This window comes from uncultured Algibacter sp. (genome assembly GCF_963976535.1).
Lineage (GTDB): Bacteria > Bacteroidota > Bacteroidia > Flavobacteriales > Flavobacteriaceae > Algibacter_B.
On the sequence record NZ_CAXBLF010000014.1, the window covers coordinates 1 to 23,148 of the forward strand.

Below are 23,148 nucleotides of genomic sequence, written 5' to 3' on the forward strand. Positions count from 1 at the left end.
GAGTAAGAAACAAAATTCTATAATTAAGAAGAAATAAAACCTCCACTTAGTTTCCTGTGTTTATGTTTTTTGTCATTCCGACGCAGGAGGAATCTCGTCCTGAATTTAAAAGCTTATTATGTAATTTCTCCTTTGTCGAAATGACAAACGGGTTTCAGATAAGAACTGTACTTAGCGGATAAGTGGTTAGGGATTGAACGCCCCGATAGCTATCGGGATGTTTGAGCTCCCCGACGTAGGAGGGAGCGTGTAGTGAAAGCCCGACCCTTTTTTGGGAAGCGCCCAAATAATATTGCTATATTTTTTAAAATGTATTTTGGTGCCGTATATTTGCATTTTATTTTTACACTTATGAGCACACCTCCAAATCCTGAAGAATTTTATAAAAAATTAAAGGCGCAATTACTTGATACAGCGCTTTGGCCAACAGCGTATCTGTATAAATTTATTGTGATTACTGATAAAGAAAAGATAAAGCAAATAGAAGTGATTTTTAATCACCTAGGAGCTGTTATTGAAACTAAAGCATCGAAAAACGGTAAATATACTAGTTTGTCAATTCATGTTAATATGAAAAACCCTGATGCAGTAATCGAAATATATAAGGAAGTTGCAGAAAAAGTTGAAGGCGTTATAAGTCTTTAATTATTTTTTGTATTTTGCGCTGGCATAAGAACTTCGTGCAACAACATTTAACTCTACACATTTTATTTTGATAGATAATTTAGAATACAACACAGAGCGTGAACATTTAATCATTCCGGAATATGGTCGCCATATGCAAAAAATGATTAATCATGCAAAAACACTTGAAACAAAAGAGGAACGGAACAAAGTAGCAAAAGGTATTATTGCTGTAATGGGCAATATGCAACCGCACTTAAGAGATGTTCCAGATTTTCAGCATAAATTGTGGGATCAACTCTTTATCATGTCTAATTTTGAATTGGATGCTGATTCTCCTTTTGAAATACCTACCAAGGAAATTTATGAGGAGCGCCCAGAGGTATTAGAATATCCGCAAAATTTTCCTAAATATCGTTTTTACGGAAACAATATTAAAACCATGATTGATGTGGCTAATACATGGGAAGATGGAGATTTAAAGGAAGCATTGACCTACACGATTGCTAACCACATGAAGAAGTGTTTTTTAAATTGGAATAAAGATACGGTTGAAGATGCCGTAATTTTCGATCACCTTTTTGAACTTTCTGGAGGGAAACTTAATCTAAAAGATTCTGAAGAAGGTTTATCCGACTCAGCCAGTTTGTTGCGTACAAAAGGTAAATATTCAAGTAATACTAGTAAGAAACCTCACCACAAGAAAAACACAAGCAACCGCCAAAGAAAACGCTACTAATCAAGCATGGGAACATTTAAAATTGAAGGTGGTCACCAATTAAAAGGAAGCATTCAACCTCAAGGAGCCAAAAATGAAGCGTTACAAATTTTATGTGCTGTTTTGCTGACTCCAGAACTTGTAACAATTAACAATATACCTGACATCGTAGATGTAAATAAACTGATTAGTTTATTAAAAAAGCTTGGTGTTAAAGTTGAAAAACTGGGTAAAGGTTCTTTTAGTTTTCAAGCAGATGAAGTTGATTTAAATTACCTAGAATCAGACCAATTTAAAATAGATGGACGTGGTTTACGAGGTTCAATTATGATTGTTGGCCCTTTATTAGCTCGTTTTGGTAGAGGATATATTCCTAAACCTGGAGGCGATAAAATTGGTCGTCGTCGTTTAGATACGCATTTTGATGGCTTAATAAAACTTGGTGCCAAATTTGGCTATAGCAAGGAAGAACAGTTTTATGGTGTTGAAGCAAAAAGGCTAAAAGGGACTTATATGTTGCTTGAAGAAGCTTCTGTAACTGGTACAGCAAATATTGTAATGGCTGCCGTTTTAGCTGAAGGGCAAACGACTATTTATAACGCCGCTTGCGAACCATATTTACAGCAATTATGTAAGATGCTGAATAGAATGGGCGCTAAAATTAGTGGTGTTGGTTCTAACATGTTAATTATTGACGGTGTTGATAATTTAGGTGGTACCGATCATACTATGCTTCCAGATATGATTGAAATTGGAAGTTGGATTGGTCTTGCGGCTATGACCAAAAGTGAGTTAACAATAACCAATGTATCTTGGAATGATTTGGGAGTGATACCAAACGTGTTCAGGAAATTAGGAATTACTGTTGAAAAGCAAGGTGATGATATTCACATTCCGGCACATACAGATGGGTATGAAATTCAAAGTTTTATTGATGGTTCTATATTAACTATTTCTGATGCACCTTGGCCAGGGTTTACTCCAGATTTATTGAGTATTATTTTAGTTGTCGCAACACAAGCAAGAGGAAGCGTTTTGATACACCAAAAAATGTTTGAAAGCCGATTGTTCTTTGTGGATAAACTAATAGATATGGGAGCGAAAATTATACTTTGCGATCCACATCGTGCTACAGTTATTGGTCATGATTTTAAGTCTACATTAAAAGCAACTACAATGACTTCACCAGATATACGTGCTGGTGTATCATTATTAATTGCAGCACTTTCTGCAAAAGGAACATCGACTATACAGAATATAGAGCAGATTGACCGTGGTTATGAAAATATTGATGAACGTTTGCGTGCTATTGGAGCTAGAATTGAACGTATTTAGAGTTAAGAGACGCTTTTAAAATTAGAATAAACTATTTTTAAATTCGATTGGAAGGGGTCTACGTTTTCTATAATTTCTTCTTGTTTTAATGATTCTACGTACTCTTCTAGAATGGATAGCGGAATTTTTATGTGTTGGGCAGTTTTTATGTTACGCTTGAACTCTATTTCTAAAGTTTTATCCTTTTCATTAAAACTAAGATTTTTGATAATTGAAGGGTTAAAATTTAGACGTATCATAACTTGTTGTTTTTTAGATTCGTATATAAGTAAAGGTAAGTCTAAAATTTATCAAATGAAATACGTAGAAGTACGTACTTTAAGTTTGTGAAGATGATTTGAGTATTATTTTGATAGAAATTATAAGTAAATCACTTTATTCACTAAATACGAGATTTTTTATCCTTAAAGTTTTCAAAATTTGATTTTGTATTGGCTTTTGGAAAACTATTATTTTTCATATCCGTATCTGCAAATTCAAAATTAGGATCTAAATTTACTTGACGTACTTCTTTTTCTTTTATAAACGTTTTCTGAATTTTATATTCATTTCTTCGCCAAATATCTGAAGGTAAAGTATCAATTTCTGAAGTGCCATCTGTAAAAATCCATTCAATTGAAACGGGCATTACTAGTCCACCTAAATTCTTAATTGTCACCTCATAAATATTTTTTCCAGAGAGTTGTTTACGAATTTCAGGCTCATTTATTCTAGATAAAAATTGGCCGTAAGCCTTATCTGGAGTAGAAGTCATAGTTACTACTTCAGGACCATTAGAAAAATCTTTAGCTTCTATTTCAGCATTATTACCATCAGCTGTAATTTTTACCTTTGAAGTGCTTTTTTGATCTTCAATATTAGAATTTTCTTCATAAACTTTAAACCATTTTACATGACTTAGTTCCATGTCAACATGATCAGTAGTAAAAAACCAACCTCTGTAAAACCAGTCTAAATCGGTTGCGGTAGCATCTTCTAATGTTCTAAATAAATCAGCAGGATTTGGGTGTTTATATTTCCAGCGGTTTGCATATTCTCTAAAAGCTTCATCAAAGAGTTCTTTTCCAATAATAGAGTTTCTAAGCATCTGTAATCCAACCGTTGGTTTTAAATAGAAATTAGCGCCAAATTGCGACAATAATTCATTGTCAGAAGTGGTCATAATAGGTCTTAATATGTTTTTATCACCACTCATAAAAGGCACAATGCTTTTTGGTGTTACATTATTGAAATTTGGGTAACGTTCTTTTACTGTTCTTTGATGAAGAAAAGTATTTAAACCTTCATCCATCCACATCCATTTACGTTCGTCCGAGCTTACAATCATAGGGAACCAATTATGTCCAACTTCATGAATAATAGTACCAATCATACCTTGTTTTGCCTTATCACTTATTTTTCCATTTATTGGTCTTCCGCCATTAAAACTAATCATTGGGAATTCCATTCCAATATTTGAAGTGTTAACTGAAATACATACAGGATAAGGATAATCAAAAGTAGCTTCAGAATATACTTCTAAGGCATGCATAATGGCTGTTGTAGATGATTCTTGCCATATTGGTAATCCTTCTTTAGGATAGAACGACATGGCCATAACCGTATTAGTTGGTAATTTTACAGCTTGGGCATCCCACATAAACTTTCTAGAAGATGCAAATGCAAAATCTCTAACATTTTTCGCATTAAACTTCCACGTTTTTTGTTTTGTTGATTTTTGTTTTTCGTTAGCCTCAGCTTCTTCTTTGGTGATAATCATTACTGGTTTATCTAAATATTTTTTAGCTTGTTCTAACCTTTTTCGCTGCGTCTTGGTTAATACGGATTCGCTATTTAGAAGCACTCCCGTAGAAGCAATAATATGGTCTTCGGGCACAGTAATTTCAACTTCATAATCACCAAATTCTAAAGCAAACTCTCCTAGTTTTTGAAACTGTTGATTTTGCCAACCTTCTGTATCATTATAAACGGCCATTCTTGGAAACCAATGCGCAATCAGGTAAACGGTATTATCATCTTCAGGAAAGTATTCATAACCCTCTCTTGATAATATATACATGCTTCTATCAGTAATGGGGTAAGACCAAGCAATAGAAAGTTTAGTAGATTCACCAGACCTTAAAATAGTATTCAATTTAACTTTCATCATGGTATTATTAACCATGGTTTTTATATTGTTACCATTAGCATCTTTAACATGCTTTATTGAATAACCGGCAGGAAAATCGATAGCTCTAGTAAGAAATTGCAAATTTCTAGTGTTTATAGAATCCTTCATTCTATTATTCATACCACCAAAATCTTCATTCTCTTTTTTATTGACGTTTTGTTCAAGTTGCATCCATAAATAACTTAAATCATCAGGAGAATTATTAAAATAAGTTATGGTTTCTTCACCGTTTAACGTATTGTTTTTTTCGTCAATTATTGCCTTAATTTTATAATCTGCACGTTGCTGCCAATAAGCGCTTCCTGGTGCTCCACTAGCTGTTCTATAAGTATTTGGGGGATCAATCATTTGATCTATAGGTTCAAATTTACCTTGCCAAGGTTTCGTTTGTGCTTTTATTGTTGAAAACGAGAAAAATGTCAGAAATGCTAAAAAAAGAAATCGCATAATCTTTAAATTATTTTAGAATTAGTTACGTGCAAGATAGCAATTAATTAATATAAACTACTTGGTTTTTTGTTGCTTAAAGCATAAGTGTTCAGTACATTTGCAGCCCTAAATAGAAATTAAATCATGACTAAGAAAAAAGATTTAACCTTTGATGTGTTAATAGAAATACCAAAAGGAAGTAGAAATAAATATGAATACGATTTTACACTGCATAAAATTCGTTTTGATCGTATGTTATTTTCATCAATGATGTACCCTGGAGACTATGGTTTTATTCCAGAAACTTTGGCATTAGACCAAGATCCTTTAGATGTATTGGTAATGGGAACAGAGCCAACTTACCCTATGGTAGTTATGGAAGTACGACCTATTGGAGTTTTTCACATGACCGATGAAAAAGGACCAGATGAAAAAATTATTTGTGTACCTGTTTCTGATCCTATTTGGAGTAATAATAAAGATATTAGCGATTTAAACCCACACAGATTAAAAGAAATTGAACACTTTTTTCAAGTTTATAAAGATTTAGAAAAGAAAAAAGTTGATACTGGAGGTTGGGGAAATGCTGAAGAAGCTGTTAAAATATATCATGAATGTGTAGCACGTTATGATAAAAGTGAGCACAAGAAAAAACGCACATTTACAATCTAATAATCAGATTCTTAAAATACCTACTGAAAAATGAGTCATCTTTAATTAAAGGTGGCTTTTTTTATCACTAATATTTTCATATTTTCGTCGAGTTAAAAAAAAATATTTAATTTAAACTAACTAACTGAATATGGAATTAATAGTAAAATTTTTACCACTTTTTGGTGTTGTAGCTTTAATTTTCGTTTTTCTAAAAAGCGGATGGGTTTCAAAACAAGAAGTTGGTAATGAAAAAATGTCGCGTATAGCTAAGAATATTGCAGACGGAGCCATGGCATTTTTAAAAGCCGAATACAAGGTTTTAGCAATTTTTGTGGTAGCAGTAGCTATCTTGTTATATTTTAAAGGTGCTACTGAAACAGGGTCTAACGGAATGGTAGCATTATCATTCATTGTAGGAGCTATTTGTTCTGCTTTAGCTGGATTCATCGGGATGAAAGTGGCAACCAAAGCCAATGTTAGAACTACGGAAGCTGCAAGAACATCATTAGGACGCGCATTAGAAGTGGCGTTTGCAGGAGGAGCCGTAATGGGCTTAGGTGTTGTAGGTTTGGGTATTTTAGGATTAAGTGGCTTATTTATGGCATATCAATGGATGTGGCCTGGAGCTGAAAATCTATCGATGGTATTAAATGTGCTTTCAGGATTTTCTTTAGGAGCATCATCTATAGCTTTATTTGCACGTGTTGGTGGAGGAATTTATACAAAGGCAGCCGATGTTGGTGCAGATTTAGTTGGTAAAGTTGAAGCCGGTATCCCTGAAGATCATCCATTAAACCCAGCAACTATTGCAGATAATGTTGGTGATAATGTTGGAGATGTTGCAGGTATGGGCGCTGATTTATTTGAATCTTATGTTGGTTCTATAATTGGTACTATGGTATTAGGAGCTATTATTATAACACCTAATTTTGATGGTTTAGGAGCTGTTTACTTACCTTTAGTTCTAGGAGCTATAGGAATTGTAATGTCTATCATAGGAACATTTTTTGTAAAAGTAAAAGATGGTGGCAATCCTCAAACAGCATTAAATATTGGCGAATTTGGTTCTGCAGGGTTAATGGCTGTTGCAACTTATTTTTTAATTCAAGAATTTATTCCAGAAACGTTTAACTTAAATGGTGTAGAGTATACCTCTTTGGGTGTGTTTTTTGCTGTAATTGCTGGTTTAATTGCTGGTTTAGCTGTTGGGAAAATAACGGAGTATTATACGGCTACAGGTAAAAAACCTGTCATGTCAATTGTTCGACAATCTGAAACTGGAGCAGCTACAAATATTATTGCTGGTTTAGGTGTTGGTATGATGTCAACAATGATTCCTATTCTTTTGATTGCTGCGGCTATTATGGTATCGCATCATTATGCAGGTTTATACGGTATTGCTATTGCTGCGGTAGGTATGCTAGCAAATACAGGTATCCAATTAGCAGTTGATGCTTACGGCCCCATCTGTGATAATGCAGGTGGAATTGCTGAAATGGCTGAACTACCAAAAGAAGTACGCGAACGTACCGATAAATTAGATGCGGTTGGTAACACGACTGCAGCAGTTGGTAAAGGTTTTGCCATTGCTTCTGCAGCCTTAACAGCCTTAGCATTATTTGCTGCTTTTATGCAGACTGCTGGCGTTACTGCAATTGATGTGTCAAAACCAGGCATTATGGCAGGTTTATTAGTTGGTGGGATGTTACCATTTGTGTTTTCAGCATTATCAATGAATGCTGTTGGAAGAGCTGCTATGGCAATGATTGAAGAAGTTAGACGTCAATTTAGAGATATTCCGCAATTAAAAGCGGCATTAGTAGTAATGCGTAAGTACGATTCAGATATGACTAAAGCTTCTAAAGAAGATAGAGCTATTTTTGATGCTGCTGATGGTGTTGCAGATTATGGAAAATGTATTGATATTTCAACAAAAGCATCAATTAAAGAAATGGTATTACCAGGGTTATTAGCAATAGTTGTTCCTGTAGCTGTTGGTTTTTTTGGTGGTGCTGAAATGTTAGGTGGATTACTTGCGGGTGTTACAACTTGTGGTGTGCTTATGGCAATTTTCCAATCTAATGCTGGTGGTGCTTGGGATAATGCTAAGAAAACTATTGAAGAACAAGGTAAGAAAGGAACGGATGCACATAAAGCAGCAGTTGTTGGTGATACTGTAGGCGATCCTTTTAAAGATACTTCAGGACCTTCTTTAAATATCTTATTAAAATTAATGTCGGTTGTAGCCCTAGTAATTGCACCTAGTATTTCAATATCTGCGGAAGATGTAACGGTATATGCAAATAATACAAATGTTGCAGAACAGATTGAAGTTTCTAAGGAAATTAAGGTTGAAATGACTAAGAATGATGATGGTGTTACCAAAGCAGTCGTTACAACGGTAACCACTAAAAATGGAGAATCATCTACAGCTTATGAAACTTTTGAGGGAACAGAAGCTGAAGTTAAAGCTAGTATTAGTGCTTTAAAAGAAGATGGTAGAGACCTTATGGTTAATACTAAAAAGATTGTAAAAGAGATTGAGGAAGAAGTTGTAAACTAGTTACCTTTTATCTTTTTTCTAGAATAAAAAAACCACGCAGTAAGCGTGGTTTTTTTGTATTTTTATATCAAATGAATTTCAAAAGGATTGATAATAAATTTGAATTATATTTTCTTTAGATGAAATAGAAATCGAAGATTCATGAACTCATTAATATAAAATATAGAATCGTGAACTAAAATATAAGCATAGCTTTTGTTACGGTTTTATTTTATATTGAAATTTAAGGGAAATAGAAACGAATTTAATCAGTTGTTTTGATGTTCCTTTGGTATTTACTGAATTTAAAACACTTATGTTCAAGAAAGACCCACTTCAAATTATTGCTTTTCAAACTTACGGTACTTCTAACCATTTTTATTTGCGTGGACGTGCCCTGGAAGATGAAACTATTAATTTGGAGCAAAAGGGGTTGTTTGGTTTATTTATTAATTCTTGGAAACGTTTTGAGAGTGATGAAATAAAACACACCGAACTCAAAATCACTTTGCCTAACGGAATGATTTTAAAAACTGTTTCAGACGATCACGGCTATTTTAAAGTTGACGAACATGTTGATGGATTGGGTGCGTTAGCTAATGATGAAGGTTGGCTTAACTTTGAAATCGCCTATAACGATGTCAATTTAAAACGCAGTATTCAAAACTCAAATCGATTTTCAGGCGAATTATTAATTCCGAGTATTCAAGCTCAATTTGGAGTGATAAGTGACATTGATGATACCATTATTCATACAGGTGTAGTATCAACATTAAAATGGAAAGTATTACTTAATAGTATTTTTAAAAGTGCTGCTAGCCGAATTCCATTAGAAGGTGCAGCGGCGTTTTATCATAAATTGCATAGAGGCCGATCTGGAAAAAACGCTAATCCGATTTTTTACGTGAGTCATAGCCCATGGAATTTATACCGTTATCTCGAATTCTTTTTAAAACAGAATGCCTTTCCTAAAGGTCCAATTTTATTACGAAGTTTTAAAGATATATTCAAAAATAAACCTGGTGATCGTCCACAAAAACATATAGAAATTGTTAATATTTTAAAAACCTATCCAAAGTTAAAATTCATTTTAATAGGTGATAGTGGTGAGCATGACCCTGATATTTATAAGGAAATAGTTGAGGCTTATCCTAAAAGGATTTTAGCCATTTATTTACATAGTGTTAATCATAAAAAGAAAATGCTTCGTGTTTCTAGATTATATAAAGATTTTAAATCCACACCAGTGCTTTTAGTAAAAAATAGTGTTCTTGCTACTGAACATGCAAAACAAGATGGTTTTATTAATTAGTTGACATAAATTATTTATCCGTATTTATTTTTCTAATCAATTTAAAATTAGAGTTTTTATTTAATTTCATTTTGTCTATGGTATTATTATTTATCAACATTTTTTAAAATAAACTCACTATATTTGTAATTGGTTAACCAATTTGGTTCTCCAAAAATCAAATGTTATGAGGAATTGTTTTTACTTATTAATAATATTATTTGTTGTTAATACCAATGCCCAAGTTGTTAGTAATAATGCAGAACTTCAAAATGCTATTTCTAATGCCTCTGCAGGTAGTATTATTGAGTTGGCAGATGGTACATGGGTAGATGTTCAAATTTCTATTAATATCAATGCAACCGAACTTCAACCTTGTATTATAAAAGCTCAAAATCCAGGTAATGTGTTTTTTGAAGGACGAGCTAATATAAGTTTAGGAGGCTCTTATATTATTTTTGAGGGTATTATTTTTCAAAATGCTTCTGGACTTATTTCAAGTGGCAATAGAATAGAACCGATTATAGAGTTCAGAGATACAAGTAATAACGACTGTGTAAACTGTCATGTTCGAAATATAAAAATAGATTCATATAATGGTATATCAAGTCAAGAAGAAGATGTTTTTAAATGGATAATTATTTATGGCGAATATAATGAGGTAAGTTATTGCTCATTTTTAGGTAAAAATGGTGTAGGAAGTATCATTAATGATAATCATAACAATTCAACGCCTGACTATTCTAAAATTCATCACAATTATTTTGCAGATAGAGTACCTGTTGATAATAACGTAAATGGATTAAACGATCAAGATGCCATACGAATTGGGGTTAGTACAACATCACTGTCAAATTCTTTTACCGAAGTTTATGATAATTTTTTCAATAATTGGTCAGGTGAAGTAGAAATCATTTCAAATAAAAGCGGAAGCAACAAATATTATAATAATACTTTTAGAGATTACCAAGGTACCTTAACCTTAAGACACGGTAATAATACCGAAGTATTTGGTAATTATTTTTTTGGAAATAACAATCCGTTTTCTGGAGGTGTAAGAGTTATTGGAGAAGATCATAACGTATATAATAATTATTTTGAAGGCCTTAGATATAGAAAGCCAAGTGGAGCTGGATCTAATACTACTGGAGCGATTAACATAACAAACGGAAAGCCAAATTCTGCTCTTAATGAATATTATCAATCTAAAAATGTAACAGTAGTTAACAATACGCTAGTTGATTGTGATTTTGGAGTTAGAGTGGGTACAGTTCAAAACAGTGAAACAACATTAGCCCCAGAAAATCTTACTATTGCAAATAACATAATGCTAAACTCTGATATTTCAGCATTTCAAGAAGTTACGGTTCCAACTGGAACATCTATTTATGAGGGAAATATAACTCAAAACGGAAGTTGGGATTTAACTAATGGTGTGAATTCTAATCAAACAGTAAGTTCAGGATTGTTAATAAGCGGAAGTGATTTTTATAGACTTGTAGTTGGAAGTCCTGCAATTGATGCTGGCGTAGGAAACTATTCATTTTTAACTAAAGATATTCTTGGTGGAGATAGAGCGGTTGATTTTGATGCTGGTGCAGAAGAGTTTGAAGCAAGCGGTACTCTTGGGCCTTATGATTTATCTGACGTTGGGCAAACATTAGGCTTTGGAGCCTTAAATTCATTATCAATAGGTGATAATATAATAAATGAAAAAGGTATTAAAATTTATCCTATACCTAGTAGTGATGAATTAATTATTTTATCAAATAGCGGCGAAATTGGTACAGTAAATATATTTGATGTTTTTGGAAAATTAGTTTTTAAAACGAATGTTGAATTGAATAAAACTAGGATTGATATAAGCAATTTTTCAAGTGGCGTATATATTTTAAAAACGGAGAAATATACAAATCGTTTTGTAGTTGAGTAAAAAGGTATTCATAGAATGCATTAAGAGTTTATTCCAGCGTAATTAATGCCAGTTAATTTGTGTATATCTAAGTCAAATGTCGATAAATCATCATGATTAAATTTTGAAATATTATTGTATCCACAAGATCTCGCAATTACTTTAATAAGGTTATTTGTTGCATCAAAATAATTATATAACTGTTTTGCAGATTGATTAATAATCAATCTGCTACGTAAAGATGCTTTTTGAGTTGCAATACCCACTGGACAGTTGTTTGTACCACAAGCGCGCATGCCTAAACAACCAATAGCTTGTAACGCAGAATTAGACACTGCAATAGCATCTGCACCTAACATCATGGCTTTTGCAAAATCTTCCGCAACACGTAAGCCACCAGTAATTACTAAAGTTATATTGGTTGCACCCACTTTATCCATATAGGCTCTCGCTCTTGCCAAAGCAGGGATAGTTGGTACATTAATATGGTCTCTTAAAATAGTTGGAGCAGAGCCTGTTCCTCCACCACGACCGTCTAGAATAATATAATCCACACCTACATCGAGTGCGAATTGAATATCTTTTTCAATATGACTTGCAGCTATTTTAAATCCTATCGGAATTCCTCCTGTGCGTTCACGTACCTTATCGGCAAATACTTTAAAATCTTCAACTGAATGAAAGTTTGGATTTGCCGCTGGCGAAATAGCTGTTTCTCCTTCTTTTAACCCTCTTACTTCTGCAATTTCTTTACTTACTTTATTTCCTGGTAAATGACCGCCTGTTCCTGTTTTTGCACCTTGTCCACCTTTAAAGTGAAAGGCTTGCACATTATCTAATTTGTCCCAAGAGAAACCAAATTGCGCTGATGCTAATTCATAAAAATATTTGGAGTTATTCGCTTGTTCTTCTGGTAGCATACCGCCTTCACCAGAACAAATACCAGTACCTGCTAATTGTGCGCCTTTTGATAATGCTATTTTTGCTTCGCGAGATAAAGCTCCGAAACTCATATCACTTACAAAAAGAGGCATGTCTAATTCTAAAGGTTTTTTTGCATTCGGACCAATTACAACTTTGGTATATACATCTTCATGATCTAACAAAGGACGTGTTGCTAATTGAGCAGGTAAAAATTGAATATCATTCCATTTAGGAAGTGTATTTCTATCAACGCCCATAGAAGCTGAAAATCCATGATGCCCAATATTCTTTAAACCATTTTTTGCTAATTCTTTTATATATCCAGTATAAGGTTCGGTATCTTCTGGATGCGTATCTGCATAAGTGCCTAAATAGTCTTCACGATTAAAGGGCTGTGGGTGATTGATCTCGAAAGCAGCGATTTCGTTTTCATCAACCATAAGCGAGTCACCTTCAATATATTCTTGAAATTTATGTAGTTGCTCGTCGTTATTATATTCACTAATCCCTGTATCATATCGATAATCCCAGCCATGGACACCACAAATAAGGTTATGCCCGTCAATATGACCATCGGCTAATAAAGCACCACGATGATGGCATCTTCCATAGAGAACAGAAACACCTTTATTATGTTTTATAATGACTAAATCTGTGTTTTTAACTAGAGCTGAAGCTGGTTGTTTTTCTTTTAATTTTGAAAGTTTCGCAATTTCAATTTTGATAATGGTCATTTAGTTGGGTTTTTACATTACTAAAGTTACAACTATTGGACGAAAGATTAAAAGTTTAATTACAAACTTAAATTTAATTGGTATTGCTTCAACGAATTTATTAAGTGCTTTTAAGATGAAGAATAATAAATTGTTAAAAGAATAATTTACAATCAATAGTGTCCGATTAAAATTTGTATGATAGTCCGAACGATAGATTGGGTATAGGCTAAAAGATTTTTTTGAGATATGCCCCTTACTTTTACAACAAGTAAAAAATCAAAAGCTTTCTGAAATGACAAATCTATTGTAAATTGATTATCAATGCGTTAAAATCAAGTCTTGATTCTTTTCTCGGAAAATAATGATTAAAGAATGCTAAAACAACCCGTTAATTTCTGCATCAATAGTATTTATAACACTTCCTAAGTCTTCAGGATTATCAACAAAGTTTAAATTATCTACATCGATAATTAATAATTTGCCTTTGGTGTAGCCATGAATCCAAGCTTCATAACGTTCGTTTAATCTACTTAAATAATCAATGCTTATAGAATTTTCATAATCTCGACCACGTTTATGAATTTGGGATACCAGATTAGGAATTGAGCTTCGTAAATAAATGAGAACATCTGGTCCTTTAACCAAAGATTCCATTAAATCGAAAAGGGATTTGTAGTTTTCAAAATCGCGATTGGTCATTAAACCCATAGCGTGCAGGTTGGGCGCAAAAATATGAGCATCTTCATAGATAGTTCTATCTTGAATAATATCTTTACCGCTTTGGCGAATTTGTAATACTTGGCGAAATCTACTATTTAAAAAGTACACTTGTAAATTAAAACTCCAGCGCTCCATTTGATTGTAAAAATCATCTAAATACGGATTGTCCACTACGTCTTCTAATTGTGCTTCCCATTTGTAATGTTTGGCTAATAATTTTGTAAGAGTTGTTTTTCCAGCACCAATATTTCCGGCAATAGCAATATGCATAGTTTAGTTGATTTTTAATTGAAATTGTTGTAAGATTTCGCTGTTGTAAATATACAAGGTTTCATTGGTTACAAAAAACTGATTTATCAACAAATTTGGAGTTATAATAGGTAGGATTTCATCTTTGTTCCTTTTCATAAAAAATAAAGCATGGTCTTTCTTTAAGATAATATTTTCATTGCTTTCAACTAATGCGGTATATCCGTTATTTTTTACTTTTTTTAGTAAACTTCCAAAGTAATTATAAACGTATAAAAAGTCCTCTGTTAGCAACCAACAAGAATTATAATTGCTCGTTAAATCGAGCACTGCACTCTGCACAGGAACGGTTTGTGCACGTGTTGTTCTGGTTTTATAATCAAATAATTCAAGCTTTTGCAAATCTTGATTAAATACCCAAATAGTATTATCATGACCTGTAGAAATATGAGAAACGTTTTTATAGGGAGAAAGTGTATTGAAATCTATTTTGAATATTTCGGCTAACCGATTGTCAAGAATAATTACCGTATTAAAATCTTTATAAAACAGATTAATTTTTAAAGGGTTGAAAGCGTTTGCTGATTGTAATGTTCCTAATTGTAAATTATTATAAGTGATGGTTTTGACATTGGTTTTTTTATGAATCACATCATTTTTTAAATAATATTGAGTACCAAAATTATCAACAGAAATAAGGGTTTCAGCTTTTAAATCTGTTTTATCAATAAACTTAGCCTCAACAGATTCTTGTGCGAATATTGAAATAGAATAGAATAAAAGAATGTAATACGTATATTTCATTGTAGCTCGAAAAATACAAAAATCAAACCACTTTCAACCCGTATTTTATGTTAGAGAATCGTAATGAAGCTTAAAACTACAAAGAAAGATGACTTTTTATAAGTTTCGGCATAGTATGCTATGGTTAAACTTATAAAAAGTAGTGAAGCGTTATATTTCGCATTAGTTTAAAGATGTAATAGATTTTATAATGTCAAATGCGGGTTAAAAAATTAGTTTATAACCATAACCGCGAACATTAAAAATTTTACTGCTTCAGACTTGATGGGCGTGTTATGATTAGAGTTGGTGGTTTATTTTAACTTTTAATTAACGACTTGGTTTTAAACCCAGGGTAAATATTGTGGTCTAAGTGTAGTTAAACTATGTTTGTTAAACATTTCAGTTATTTATACATCCGCAATGAAAACTACAATCACTAAATTTTATGTGCTGTGTCTTATTTTATTAGTTACAGTTTCAATTAATGCTCAAGACTTTCAGGGTAAAGCCTATTATTTTTCTAAAACAACTATGGATATGAGTCGCTTCAATAGAGGCGGAGGGCAGATGAGTGAGCAACAAAAAAAACAAATGGAAGCTCGTATGAAATCCTGGTTAGAAAAAACCTATGTGCTAACGTTCAATAAGGAGGAGTCAATGTTTAAAGAAGATGAAAAATTATCATCACCTGTTAATGGAAGAGGTCCTAGTGTTTGGGGAAGTAGTTTTTCGCCTGGGCCACAGTATAAAAATATAAAAGAGCGTGTCTTTTTACAAGATCAAGAATTTTTTGGAAAACAATTTTTAATTAAAGAAGAGATGAAACCTCTTGAGTGGAAGATGGGCACAGAAACTAAACAAATTGGTCAATATTTATGTTTTAAGGCTACAGCTAAAAAAGTTTCAACAGAAGTTGAAATGGCACCTCCAAGAAGAGGAAACAATGAAAAGAAGACAGATTCTCTTAAAGTTAATGACTCTATTAAATCTAAAGAAGAAAATACAAAAGATGAAGATGTTAAAATGATAGACGTTATTGCGTGGTACACGCCGCAAATACCAGTAAGCCATGGGCCATCTGAATATTGGGGATTGCCAGGTTTAATTTTGGAAGTAAGTGCAGGAAATAATACGATGCTTTGTTCTAAAATTATAATAAATCCAGAAGAGAAGACTAAAATTGAAGCTCCAAAAAAAGGACAAGTTGTTACCAAAAAAGAGTATAACGACATCATCACCAAAAAAATGAAAGAGTTTAGAGAAAATAGAGGAAGAAGTGATAGGGGATCAGGGGGAGGAAGGCATTAAAAATTCTTATTTAGTGTCTGGACGGAAACAGACGATTTTTAAAATTTGAATTATTTTTGATGTCATTTTTGTTTAGTTTTTATGAGTTGATGCCTTAGTATCAAGCGATTAAAAATAAACTGAAAGGGCGCAAAAAGGAACAAATTTAATTTTGCTGTGTTTCCGTCCAAACACTATTTACATAATCAAATTAATATTGTTTAATTATTTAGTATTTTTGTTGAACAAAAAAACAATCAATTATATTATTAGCAATGAAAACACTTTTAAACAAATTAACAATTACATCATTAATTTTATTTACATCGGTAACACTTAATGCTCAAGAATTTCAAGGTAAAGCATACTATTTTTCAAAAACACCAATGGATCTTGGCACTTGGGGGGCAAGAATGAGTGAAGCACAAAAAAAACAGATAGCGGGGCGCTTAAAAAACAGGTTAGAAAAAACCTATGTTTTAACCTTCAATAAAGAGGAGTCTGTGTATTATGAAGATGAGAAATTGGACGCGATTTCTGGGGCAACAGATTCATGGGGAAAGAATTTTACACCAGGAAAGCAATATAAAAATGTAAAGACAAATAAGTTTATACAGAATCAAGAATTCTATGGTAAACAATTTTTAGTTAAAGAAAACCTATCTAAAATAGAGTGGGAGATGGGAACCGAAACCAAACAAATAGGGAAATATACGTGTTTTAAAGCAACTTGTAAACGACCTGTATTCGATACCTCTTGGTGGACTTTTTCTTGGAATAGTACAAGAAACAATACTGTAGAAAAGAAGGTTGATTCTATAAAAACTGAAGATGCAGCAAGTGTAAAAGCAGAACCTATAGAAGAAGAAGTTATCATGATAGAGATTGAAGCATGGTATACACCAATGGTTCCTGTTAGTCAAGGTCCTGGTGATTATTGGGGACTTCCGGGTTTAATACTAGAAGTGAATGTAGGTAATACAACATTACTATGTTCTAAGATTGTAATGAATCCGAAAGAAAAAATTAAAATAGAAGCTCCAGATAACGGTAAAGTAGTTACCAAAAAGGAGTATAAAGAAATTATTACCGGAAAAATGCAAGAAATGAGAAATAACCGAGGTAGAAGAAGCAATAGAAGGTAGCATAATAAATGAATTTTAACAACCAATTTATATTTCAATTATAATAATGAATAAGATATCTTTTATAGTCATGTTTTGTTTAACCAACATCACTTTTTCTCAGATTAAAATGCAGGGTGTGGTAAAAGATAGCATTGGCACATCTCTAGAATTAGCTAATGTTATTGCTATTAACCAAGAAACAAAAACATTACAGTCTTACGGAATTACAGATCAATCAGGTCGTTATAAACTAAGTTTATCAAAAAATACCTCATATAGTATACAAGTAAGTTATATAGGGATGAAGACCTTTACAGAGGCTATATCCACTAAAGAAGATGATATTACTAAAGATGTTGTTCTGCAACCTGATAATGCTTTGGATGCTGTAGAATTGACTTATGAAATGCCTGTTACCGTAAAAGGTGATACTTTAATTTACAATGCTGATTCTTTTAAAAATGGAACAGAACGAAAGCTTGAAGATATTTTAGAAAAATTACCTGGAGTTGAAATAAATGATGATGGTCAAATTGAAGTTGAAGGAAATGTTGTAAGTAAACTAATGGTAAATGGCAAAGACTTTTTTGATGGCGATACAAAACTGGCAACAAAAAACATTCCGTCTAATGCAGTTGATAAGGTACAAGTATTACGAAATTATTCTGAAGTTGGACAGCTAAGTAGTGTCACAAATAATCAAGATAATGTAGCCATAAATATAAAGTTAAAAGAAGGAAAAGAAAACTTTTGGTTTGGTAATGTAACTGCTGGTGCTGGTGCTTCTCCAGATAGCGAACTTTATTTATTACAACCAAAATTGTTTTATTACAGCCCAAAATTTAGCTTGAATTTTATTGGAGATTTAAATAATACTGGTGAATTAGCTTTAACACGACGCGATATTAGAGGTTTTGGAGGTGGTTTTAGATCGCCAAGTAGAAGCAGTGGCACTAGTATTAATTTAGGTGACAATGGTCTCGGTTTTTTAACCACTCAAAATAATGCGCTTGAAATAGAGAACAAACTGGCAGCTTCAAATTTTAGTTATTCCCCTAATCAAGCATTAGATATTAGTGGGTTTGCGATATATAATAGTAGTCGTATTTTATCTAAAGAGTTAAGCTTTGTGCAATACACAGATTCAGATTTAGGAATTCCAGATGAAACTACAGAACAAGATAGTAAAGAGCGTTCTAATCAAGGCTTAGTAAAACTTAGTGTCGCTTACAAGCCGAACATCAATAATCAATTAGATTATGATGTATTAGGTCGTTTTTCTAAAGATGTGCAAAATCAAAATTTTATCTCGTCAGTAGTTGGAAACACGAAACAATTAGATGAAGTGACACCCTTTAGCATCAATCAAAATGTGAATTATTATTACACACTTAACGACACTAATATTTTTGCTTTTGAAGCGCAGCATTTAATAAAGAATGAAGATCCTTTTTATAACGCCCTGTTGGTAAATGATCCTGATAATAATGATGAATTAGATCCTAACAATAGAGATGCTTTTGATACAACAGCAGAAGCTATGGGTTTTATAACGTCGCTTAATAATTATGATTTAGGTCAAAACAGGCGTATAAAATCGAATCAATTAGATGCCAAGTTGGATTATTACAACATTCTTAATGCTAAAAGTAATATCAACTTAACATTAGGTACTATTTTGAGTCGTCAAGAATTTAATTCAAATATCTTTCAGTCTTTAGACGATAGTTCAGAATTTGAACCTACACCAACGTTTAATGATGGTCGTGCTACGAATGATACGGAGTACAATTTCAGTGATGTTTATTTAGGTGCTCATTATACTTTAAAAACTGGTAAATTCACTATTACTCCTGGATTTTCGCTTCATGCTTACGGTAATAAAAACAGCCAGTTCGGAGAAACTTTTGAAGATAATTTCTTTAAATTTTTACCAGATTTTGAAACCCGTATTCAGTTTAAAAAGAGTGAAAGTTTAACGCTGCGGTATCAGATGCAAAATCAGTTTACAGATGTAACTCGTTTGGCTCAAGGCTTAGTGTTTAATAGCTTTAGCAGCATTCAATTTGGAGAACCTGAATTGCAGAATGCCATATCACATAATGTTAGTTTATTTTACAGGAGTTTTAATCTTTTTAATTATACTAATGTTTTTGCTCGTTTGTCTTATAATAAAAATATCGATCAGATAAGAGGTTTAACCAATTTTGAAAATGTTATTAGAACAAGCTCCTTTTTCAATTCAAATTTTGCAGATGAAAGTGTTTCTGCTAGTGGGCGTATACAACGTACATTTGGGAAGTTAAGAGCGAGTCTTTCATCTAATTTTAACTATAGTAAAATCAATCAGTTTATTCAAGGGCGACAATCGTTAAATGAACGATTTACACAATCATATACACCAGAATTGCGCACTAATTTTAGACAAGCACCTAATGTAAGATTAAGATATCGATACAGTGTTTCAGATAACAATCAAGGTACAAATTCTACAAAATTTGTAACCAATGCGCCATCTATTGATTTTGATGCCTATATCTGGAAGTCCCTTACATTCAGAACCGATTACACTTATAATAATCAAGATGATGGCGTTAATCCATCTCAATCCTTTCAAACTTGGGACGCTTCATTATCCTATAGAAAAAATGAAAATTCTAAATGGGAATACGAAATTAAAGCCACTAACTTGTTGGATATAGATTCTAGAATAAGAAATAGTGCTAATAATTTTTCTGTACTTAATTCAGAGACGTTTATACAACCACGATTTGTTACGTTTAAAATTCGTTATGAGTTGTGATATATGTTACTGAACCTCTTTCAAGGGCTTATCAAAAAGCAGGTTTTAAGTAATACTCAATATTTATAGTTTGACCTTTTATAATTTACTGTGTTATTTTTTCACCCCTAAAGTCCCCTCAAGGGGACAACCGTTTTATTAAACTGAGTGAGTTGTCCCCTTGAGGGGACTTTAGGGGTGTCTTTTAACTTTTTACATAATTATTCCTTCCTTTATTAAAAGCAATTATATTTTGAATTTATATTACTTGTCTTCTGGATAGTTATGTTTTCTAAACTTCATAGCATTATAATAACAAATTTTACAATTAAATATTTAGTTTCCTTTTGCAGAATAAAGAATCAATAATATATTTGCGGTCAGTTTTGGGGAGATACTCAAGCGGCCAACGAGGGCAGACTGTAAATCTGCTGACTACGTCTTCGCAGGTTCGAATCCTGCTCTCCCCACTTAACTCGAAAAGTTTGCATGGAAATGCAGGCTTTTTTGTTTTTAGGAAAACCCAAAACGTGTTTTAGGGTTTTCCTAAAAATAAAAATGTCAAGCTGTGATAACAGCTTAACTTTTCATTTTCACGAGCGGGGAACTAGGATATCTAATCCTGATTTTAACTTATATAAAATTTGTCAATTCGAGTGAATTTTACTCATTTTTATGAGTGGAATTGTATCGAGAATGAATTTTTCGGTTTTTAAACCTGTTCTCGATAAGATCCCGATAAAAATCGGGATCACTCGAACTGACATTCAGTTTTATATCATAGCTCTAAATGCATGAAGATTGTATAAAATTTTTCTACTTCGAAACCCGCAAAATCTTCTCCATTTTACGTCCTTTTGCTAATTCATCTATCAACTTGTCCAAATATCTTGCTTGTCGTGTTAATGAATTGTCTATTTCTTCAATTCGATAACCGCAAATTACTCCTTTTATGAGGTGGGCATTAGGGTTCAGATTTGCCTGTTGAAAGAATGTTTCAAATGTTACTTTATCATCAATTAGCTTTTGAATTTTGTTTTCATCAAATCCTGTCAACCATTCGATCACTTGATGCAGTTCTTCCTTTGTTCTACCTTTCTTTTCAACTTTTGTTACATAATGTGGATATACTGAAGCGAATATCATTTTAGCAATACGCTCATCGTGGTGGCTTGTATCGTTCATCTTTTATAGAGGTATTAGTGTTTAATTATTTTTCAACTCAGTTCTTTGTTGGCAATATTATTATTGTTCTCTAGCTGTTTTAAACTCACTTCCATCATACCATTTTGGAAAATAATCTTCATTAGCTAATTTTAGTCCTACATTAAAAAATAATTGTAAATCTAATTGTACACCACTTAAATCTGTTGTTTCAGGATTGTATTCATCTGAAGGTTGATGGTATTTATTGATACGATAATTATCATTATAGGCTTTTATGTCTTCAATGCTTTTATCAAATCCTTCATAAGTACCACTAGCATATAAAGCTGGAATTCCAATTTTCGCAAAATTAAAATGATCAGACCTGAAGAAATAACCTTTTTCGGCTTCTGGATCAGGAATAATATATCTATTTTGTTTAGTAGCAGCTTCTTTAGCATATTCATCCATTTCAGATTGACCATAGCCAGTAATAGTTAAATCTTTCATTTTACCTGGACTATCAAGAGCATCAATATTAATATTTGCCACTGTTTTTTTAGGATTAAAAATGGGATATTCTGAATAATATGCTGAACCTAATAAGCCTTGTTCTTCTCCGGTAACAGCAATGAACACAACAGAACGTTTTATAGCTTCACTTTTCTTAAAAGCCTCTGCCATAGCTAATAAACCTGCAGTTCCAGAAGCATTATCTACAGCTCCGTTGTATATTGAATCACCTTCAATAGCTTTACTAACTCCAAAGTGATCCCAGTGTGCGGAGTAAATAATAAATTCGTCTTTTCTTTCTGTGCCTGGTATAAGCGCAATTACATTTTTAGAAACATCTTTTTTAATTTTATTTTTAACACCTACAGAAACCTTTAAGTCTAAGAGAACTGGTTTGAAATCTTTTTCTCTAGACATGGTTTTATAATCTTGACCTTTCATAGAAGATATATCAAACATTTTTTTTGCACTTTCGTCACTTATCCATGATTCCACATTTAAAAGAGGCAAATCACTTTCAATAATCAAATGGGAACCGCTCCAACCAGATTCTATAACATTCCAACCATAAGAAGCTGGCTCCGTGTCATGAATAATAATAACGCCATCAGCACCTTGTCTTGCAGCTTCCTCATATTTGTATGTCCAACGACCATAATAGGTCATTTCGTTTCCTTTGAATAAAGTTGAATCTCCAGATTTAAAACCTGGGTCATTAATTAATACTATAGCTGTTTTTCCTTTCCAATCGATGCCTTCATAATCATTCCATTCATACTCTGGGGCAACAATTCCATACCCAGCAAAAACAAGTTCGGAATTTTCAAGATTAACATCGGTTACTACTTTATTTGTTGAAGCTACAAAATCTTTAAATACTTCTAAATTGATTTTTCCACTTTTTCCAGAAATAATCATGTTTTCTGATGGTGTTCCTGAAATTTCTACCATTGGAACATCTTGAAAAAAGCTATTACCATTTCCTGGTAAAAGACCTAATTTTTCAAACTCATCTTTTAAGTAGTTTATAGTTTTTACTTCTCCTTCAGTAAATGGTTTTCTTCCTAGAAACTCATCTGAAGCTAAGCGCTCAATATGATTTGCTAAAGTTGTTTGTTTAACTTGAACCAATTCAGTGGTGTTTTTCTTGTCATTCCCACAACTTACAAATAGTATTAATACTAAAAACTTTAAGTAATTCTTCATAATTTATATTTTAAGTA

17 protein-coding genes and 1 tRNA gene are annotated in these 23,148 nt (G+C 32.6%); 11 read left to right on the top strand and 7 right to left on the bottom strand.

The window, feature by feature from the left end:
• Window positions 1-351 precede the first annotated feature (351 nt).
• The 3 genes from AAC024_RS05930 to murA all read left to right on the top strand — a co-directional run bounded on the left by AAC024_RS05930 (window position 352) and on the right by murA (window position 2,677).
• Complete coding sequence (locus tag AAC024_RS05930) at window positions 352-645, top strand: DUF493 family protein (protein WP_339894290.1); 294 nt, start codon at window positions 352-354, stop codon at window positions 643-645.
• Window positions 646-712: 67 nt separating this feature from the next.
• Window positions 713-1,363 carry a DUF4290 domain-containing protein gene (locus AAC024_RS05935; RefSeq protein WP_339894291.1) on the top strand — a complete coding sequence of 217 codons (651 nt, stop codon included), beginning with the start codon at window positions 713-715 and terminating at the stop codon, window positions 1,361-1,363.
• A 6-nt stretch (window positions 1,364-1,369) separates the two neighbouring features.
• Window positions 1,370-2,677 (top strand): UDP-N-acetylglucosamine 1-carboxyvinyltransferase, encoded by a 1,308-nt coding sequence (gene murA, locus AAC024_RS05940; RefSeq protein WP_339894293.1) that lies wholly within the window; start codon window positions 1,370-1,372, stop codon window positions 2,675-2,677.
• A 2-nt stretch (window positions 2,678-2,679) separates the two neighbouring features.
• On the opposite strand, the gene AAC024_RS05945 is transcribed toward murA, so the two are convergent.
• On the bottom strand, window positions 2,680-2,916 hold the full coding sequence (locus AAC024_RS05945; RefSeq protein WP_339894294.1) for a hypothetical protein: 237 nt from the start codon (window positions 2,914-2,916) through the stop codon (window positions 2,680-2,682).
• 143 nt (window positions 2,917-3,059) lie between these two features.
• Window positions 3,060-5,294 carry a M1 family metallopeptidase gene (locus tag AAC024_RS05950; protein ID WP_339894296.1) on the bottom strand — a complete coding sequence of 745 codons (2,235 nt, stop codon included), beginning with the start codon at window positions 5,292-5,294 and terminating at the stop codon, window positions 3,060-3,062.
• A 126-nt stretch (window positions 5,295-5,420) separates the two neighbouring features.
• On the opposite strand from AAC024_RS05950, the gene AAC024_RS05955 reads away from it, so the two are divergent.
• The 4 genes from AAC024_RS05955 (at window position 5,421) to AAC024_RS05970 (ending at window position 11,696) form a co-directional block, all read left to right on the top strand.
• Complete coding sequence (locus AAC024_RS05955; RefSeq protein ID WP_339894297.1) at window positions 5,421-5,948, top strand: inorganic diphosphatase; 528 nt, start codon at window positions 5,421-5,423, stop codon at window positions 5,946-5,948.
• Window positions 5,949-6,078: 130 nt separating this feature from the next.
• Window positions 6,079-8,493, top strand: a complete 2,415-nt coding sequence (locus AAC024_RS05960; protein ID WP_339894298.1) for a sodium-translocating pyrophosphatase — start codon at window positions 6,079-6,081, stop codon at window positions 8,491-8,493.
• A 295-nt stretch (window positions 8,494-8,788) separates the two neighbouring features.
• The gene (locus AAC024_RS05965; RefSeq protein ID WP_339894300.1) at window positions 8,789-9,784 is read left to right on the top strand and encodes a phosphatase domain-containing protein; all 996 of its coding nucleotides are present in this window, start codon (window positions 8,789-8,791) and stop codon (window positions 9,782-9,784) included.
• 166 nt (window positions 9,785-9,950) lie between these two features.
• Window positions 9,951-11,696, top strand: a complete 1,746-nt coding sequence (locus AAC024_RS05970; RefSeq protein WP_339894301.1) for a chondroitinase-B domain-containing protein — start codon at window positions 9,951-9,953, stop codon at window positions 11,694-11,696.
• Between the two features lie 20 nt (window positions 11,697-11,716).
• On the opposite strand, the gene AAC024_RS05975 is transcribed toward AAC024_RS05970, so the two are convergent.
• The 3 genes from AAC024_RS05975 to AAC024_RS05985 all read right to left on the bottom strand — a co-directional run bounded on the left by AAC024_RS05975 (window position 11,717) and on the right by AAC024_RS05985 (window position 15,088).
• Window positions 11,717-13,333, bottom strand: a complete 1,617-nt coding sequence (locus AAC024_RS05975) for a glutamate synthase-related protein (protein ID WP_339894302.1) — start codon at window positions 13,331-13,333, stop codon at window positions 11,717-11,719.
• A 357-nt stretch (window positions 13,334-13,690) separates the two neighbouring features.
• Complete coding sequence (locus AAC024_RS05980; RefSeq protein ID WP_339894303.1) at window positions 13,691-14,305, bottom strand: deoxynucleoside kinase; 615 nt, start codon at window positions 14,303-14,305, stop codon at window positions 13,691-13,693.
• A gap of 3 nt (window positions 14,306-14,308) precedes the next feature.
• Complete coding sequence (locus tag AAC024_RS05985; protein ID WP_339894305.1) at window positions 14,309-15,088, bottom strand: hypothetical protein; 780 nt, start codon at window positions 15,086-15,088, stop codon at window positions 14,309-14,311.
• Between the two features lie 402 nt (window positions 15,089-15,490).
• On the opposite strand from AAC024_RS05985, the gene AAC024_RS05990 reads away from it, so the two are divergent.
• The 4 genes from AAC024_RS05990 to AAC024_RS06005 all read left to right on the top strand — a co-directional run bounded on the left by AAC024_RS05990 (window position 15,491) and on the right by AAC024_RS06005 (window position 20,736).
• Window positions 15,491-16,378 (top strand): GLPGLI family protein, encoded by an 888-nt coding sequence (locus tag AAC024_RS05990; RefSeq protein ID WP_339894307.1) that lies wholly within the window; start codon window positions 15,491-15,493, stop codon window positions 16,376-16,378.
• Between the two features lie 254 nt (window positions 16,379-16,632).
• Window positions 16,633-17,502, top strand: a complete 870-nt coding sequence (locus AAC024_RS05995) for a GLPGLI family protein (RefSeq protein ID WP_339894308.1) — start codon at window positions 16,633-16,635, stop codon at window positions 17,500-17,502.
• Between the two features lie 46 nt (window positions 17,503-17,548).
• Entirely contained in the window at window positions 17,549-20,287 is a 2,739-nt protein-coding gene (locus AAC024_RS06000) for a TonB-dependent receptor (RefSeq protein ID WP_339894310.1), read from the top strand.
• A gap of 367 nt (window positions 20,288-20,654) precedes the next feature.
• Window positions 20,655-20,736 (top strand) — tRNA-Tyr (locus tag AAC024_RS06005).
• Between the two features lie 346 nt (window positions 20,737-21,082).
• Here AAC024_RS06005 and AAC024_RS06010 read toward each other — a convergent pair.
• Together AAC024_RS06010 and AAC024_RS06015 are read right to left on the bottom strand one after the other, a co-directional pair.
• On the bottom strand, window positions 21,083-21,451 hold the full coding sequence (locus AAC024_RS06010; protein WP_339894311.1) for a DUF2200 domain-containing protein: 369 nt from the start codon (window positions 21,449-21,451) through the stop codon (window positions 21,083-21,085).
• Between the two features lie 60 nt (window positions 21,452-21,511).
• A complete protein-coding gene (locus AAC024_RS06015; RefSeq protein ID WP_339894312.1) occupies window positions 21,512-23,131 on the bottom strand; it encodes a M28 family metallopeptidase in 1,620 nt (539 codons plus the stop codon).
• Window positions 23,132-23,148: the final 17 nt, after the last annotated feature.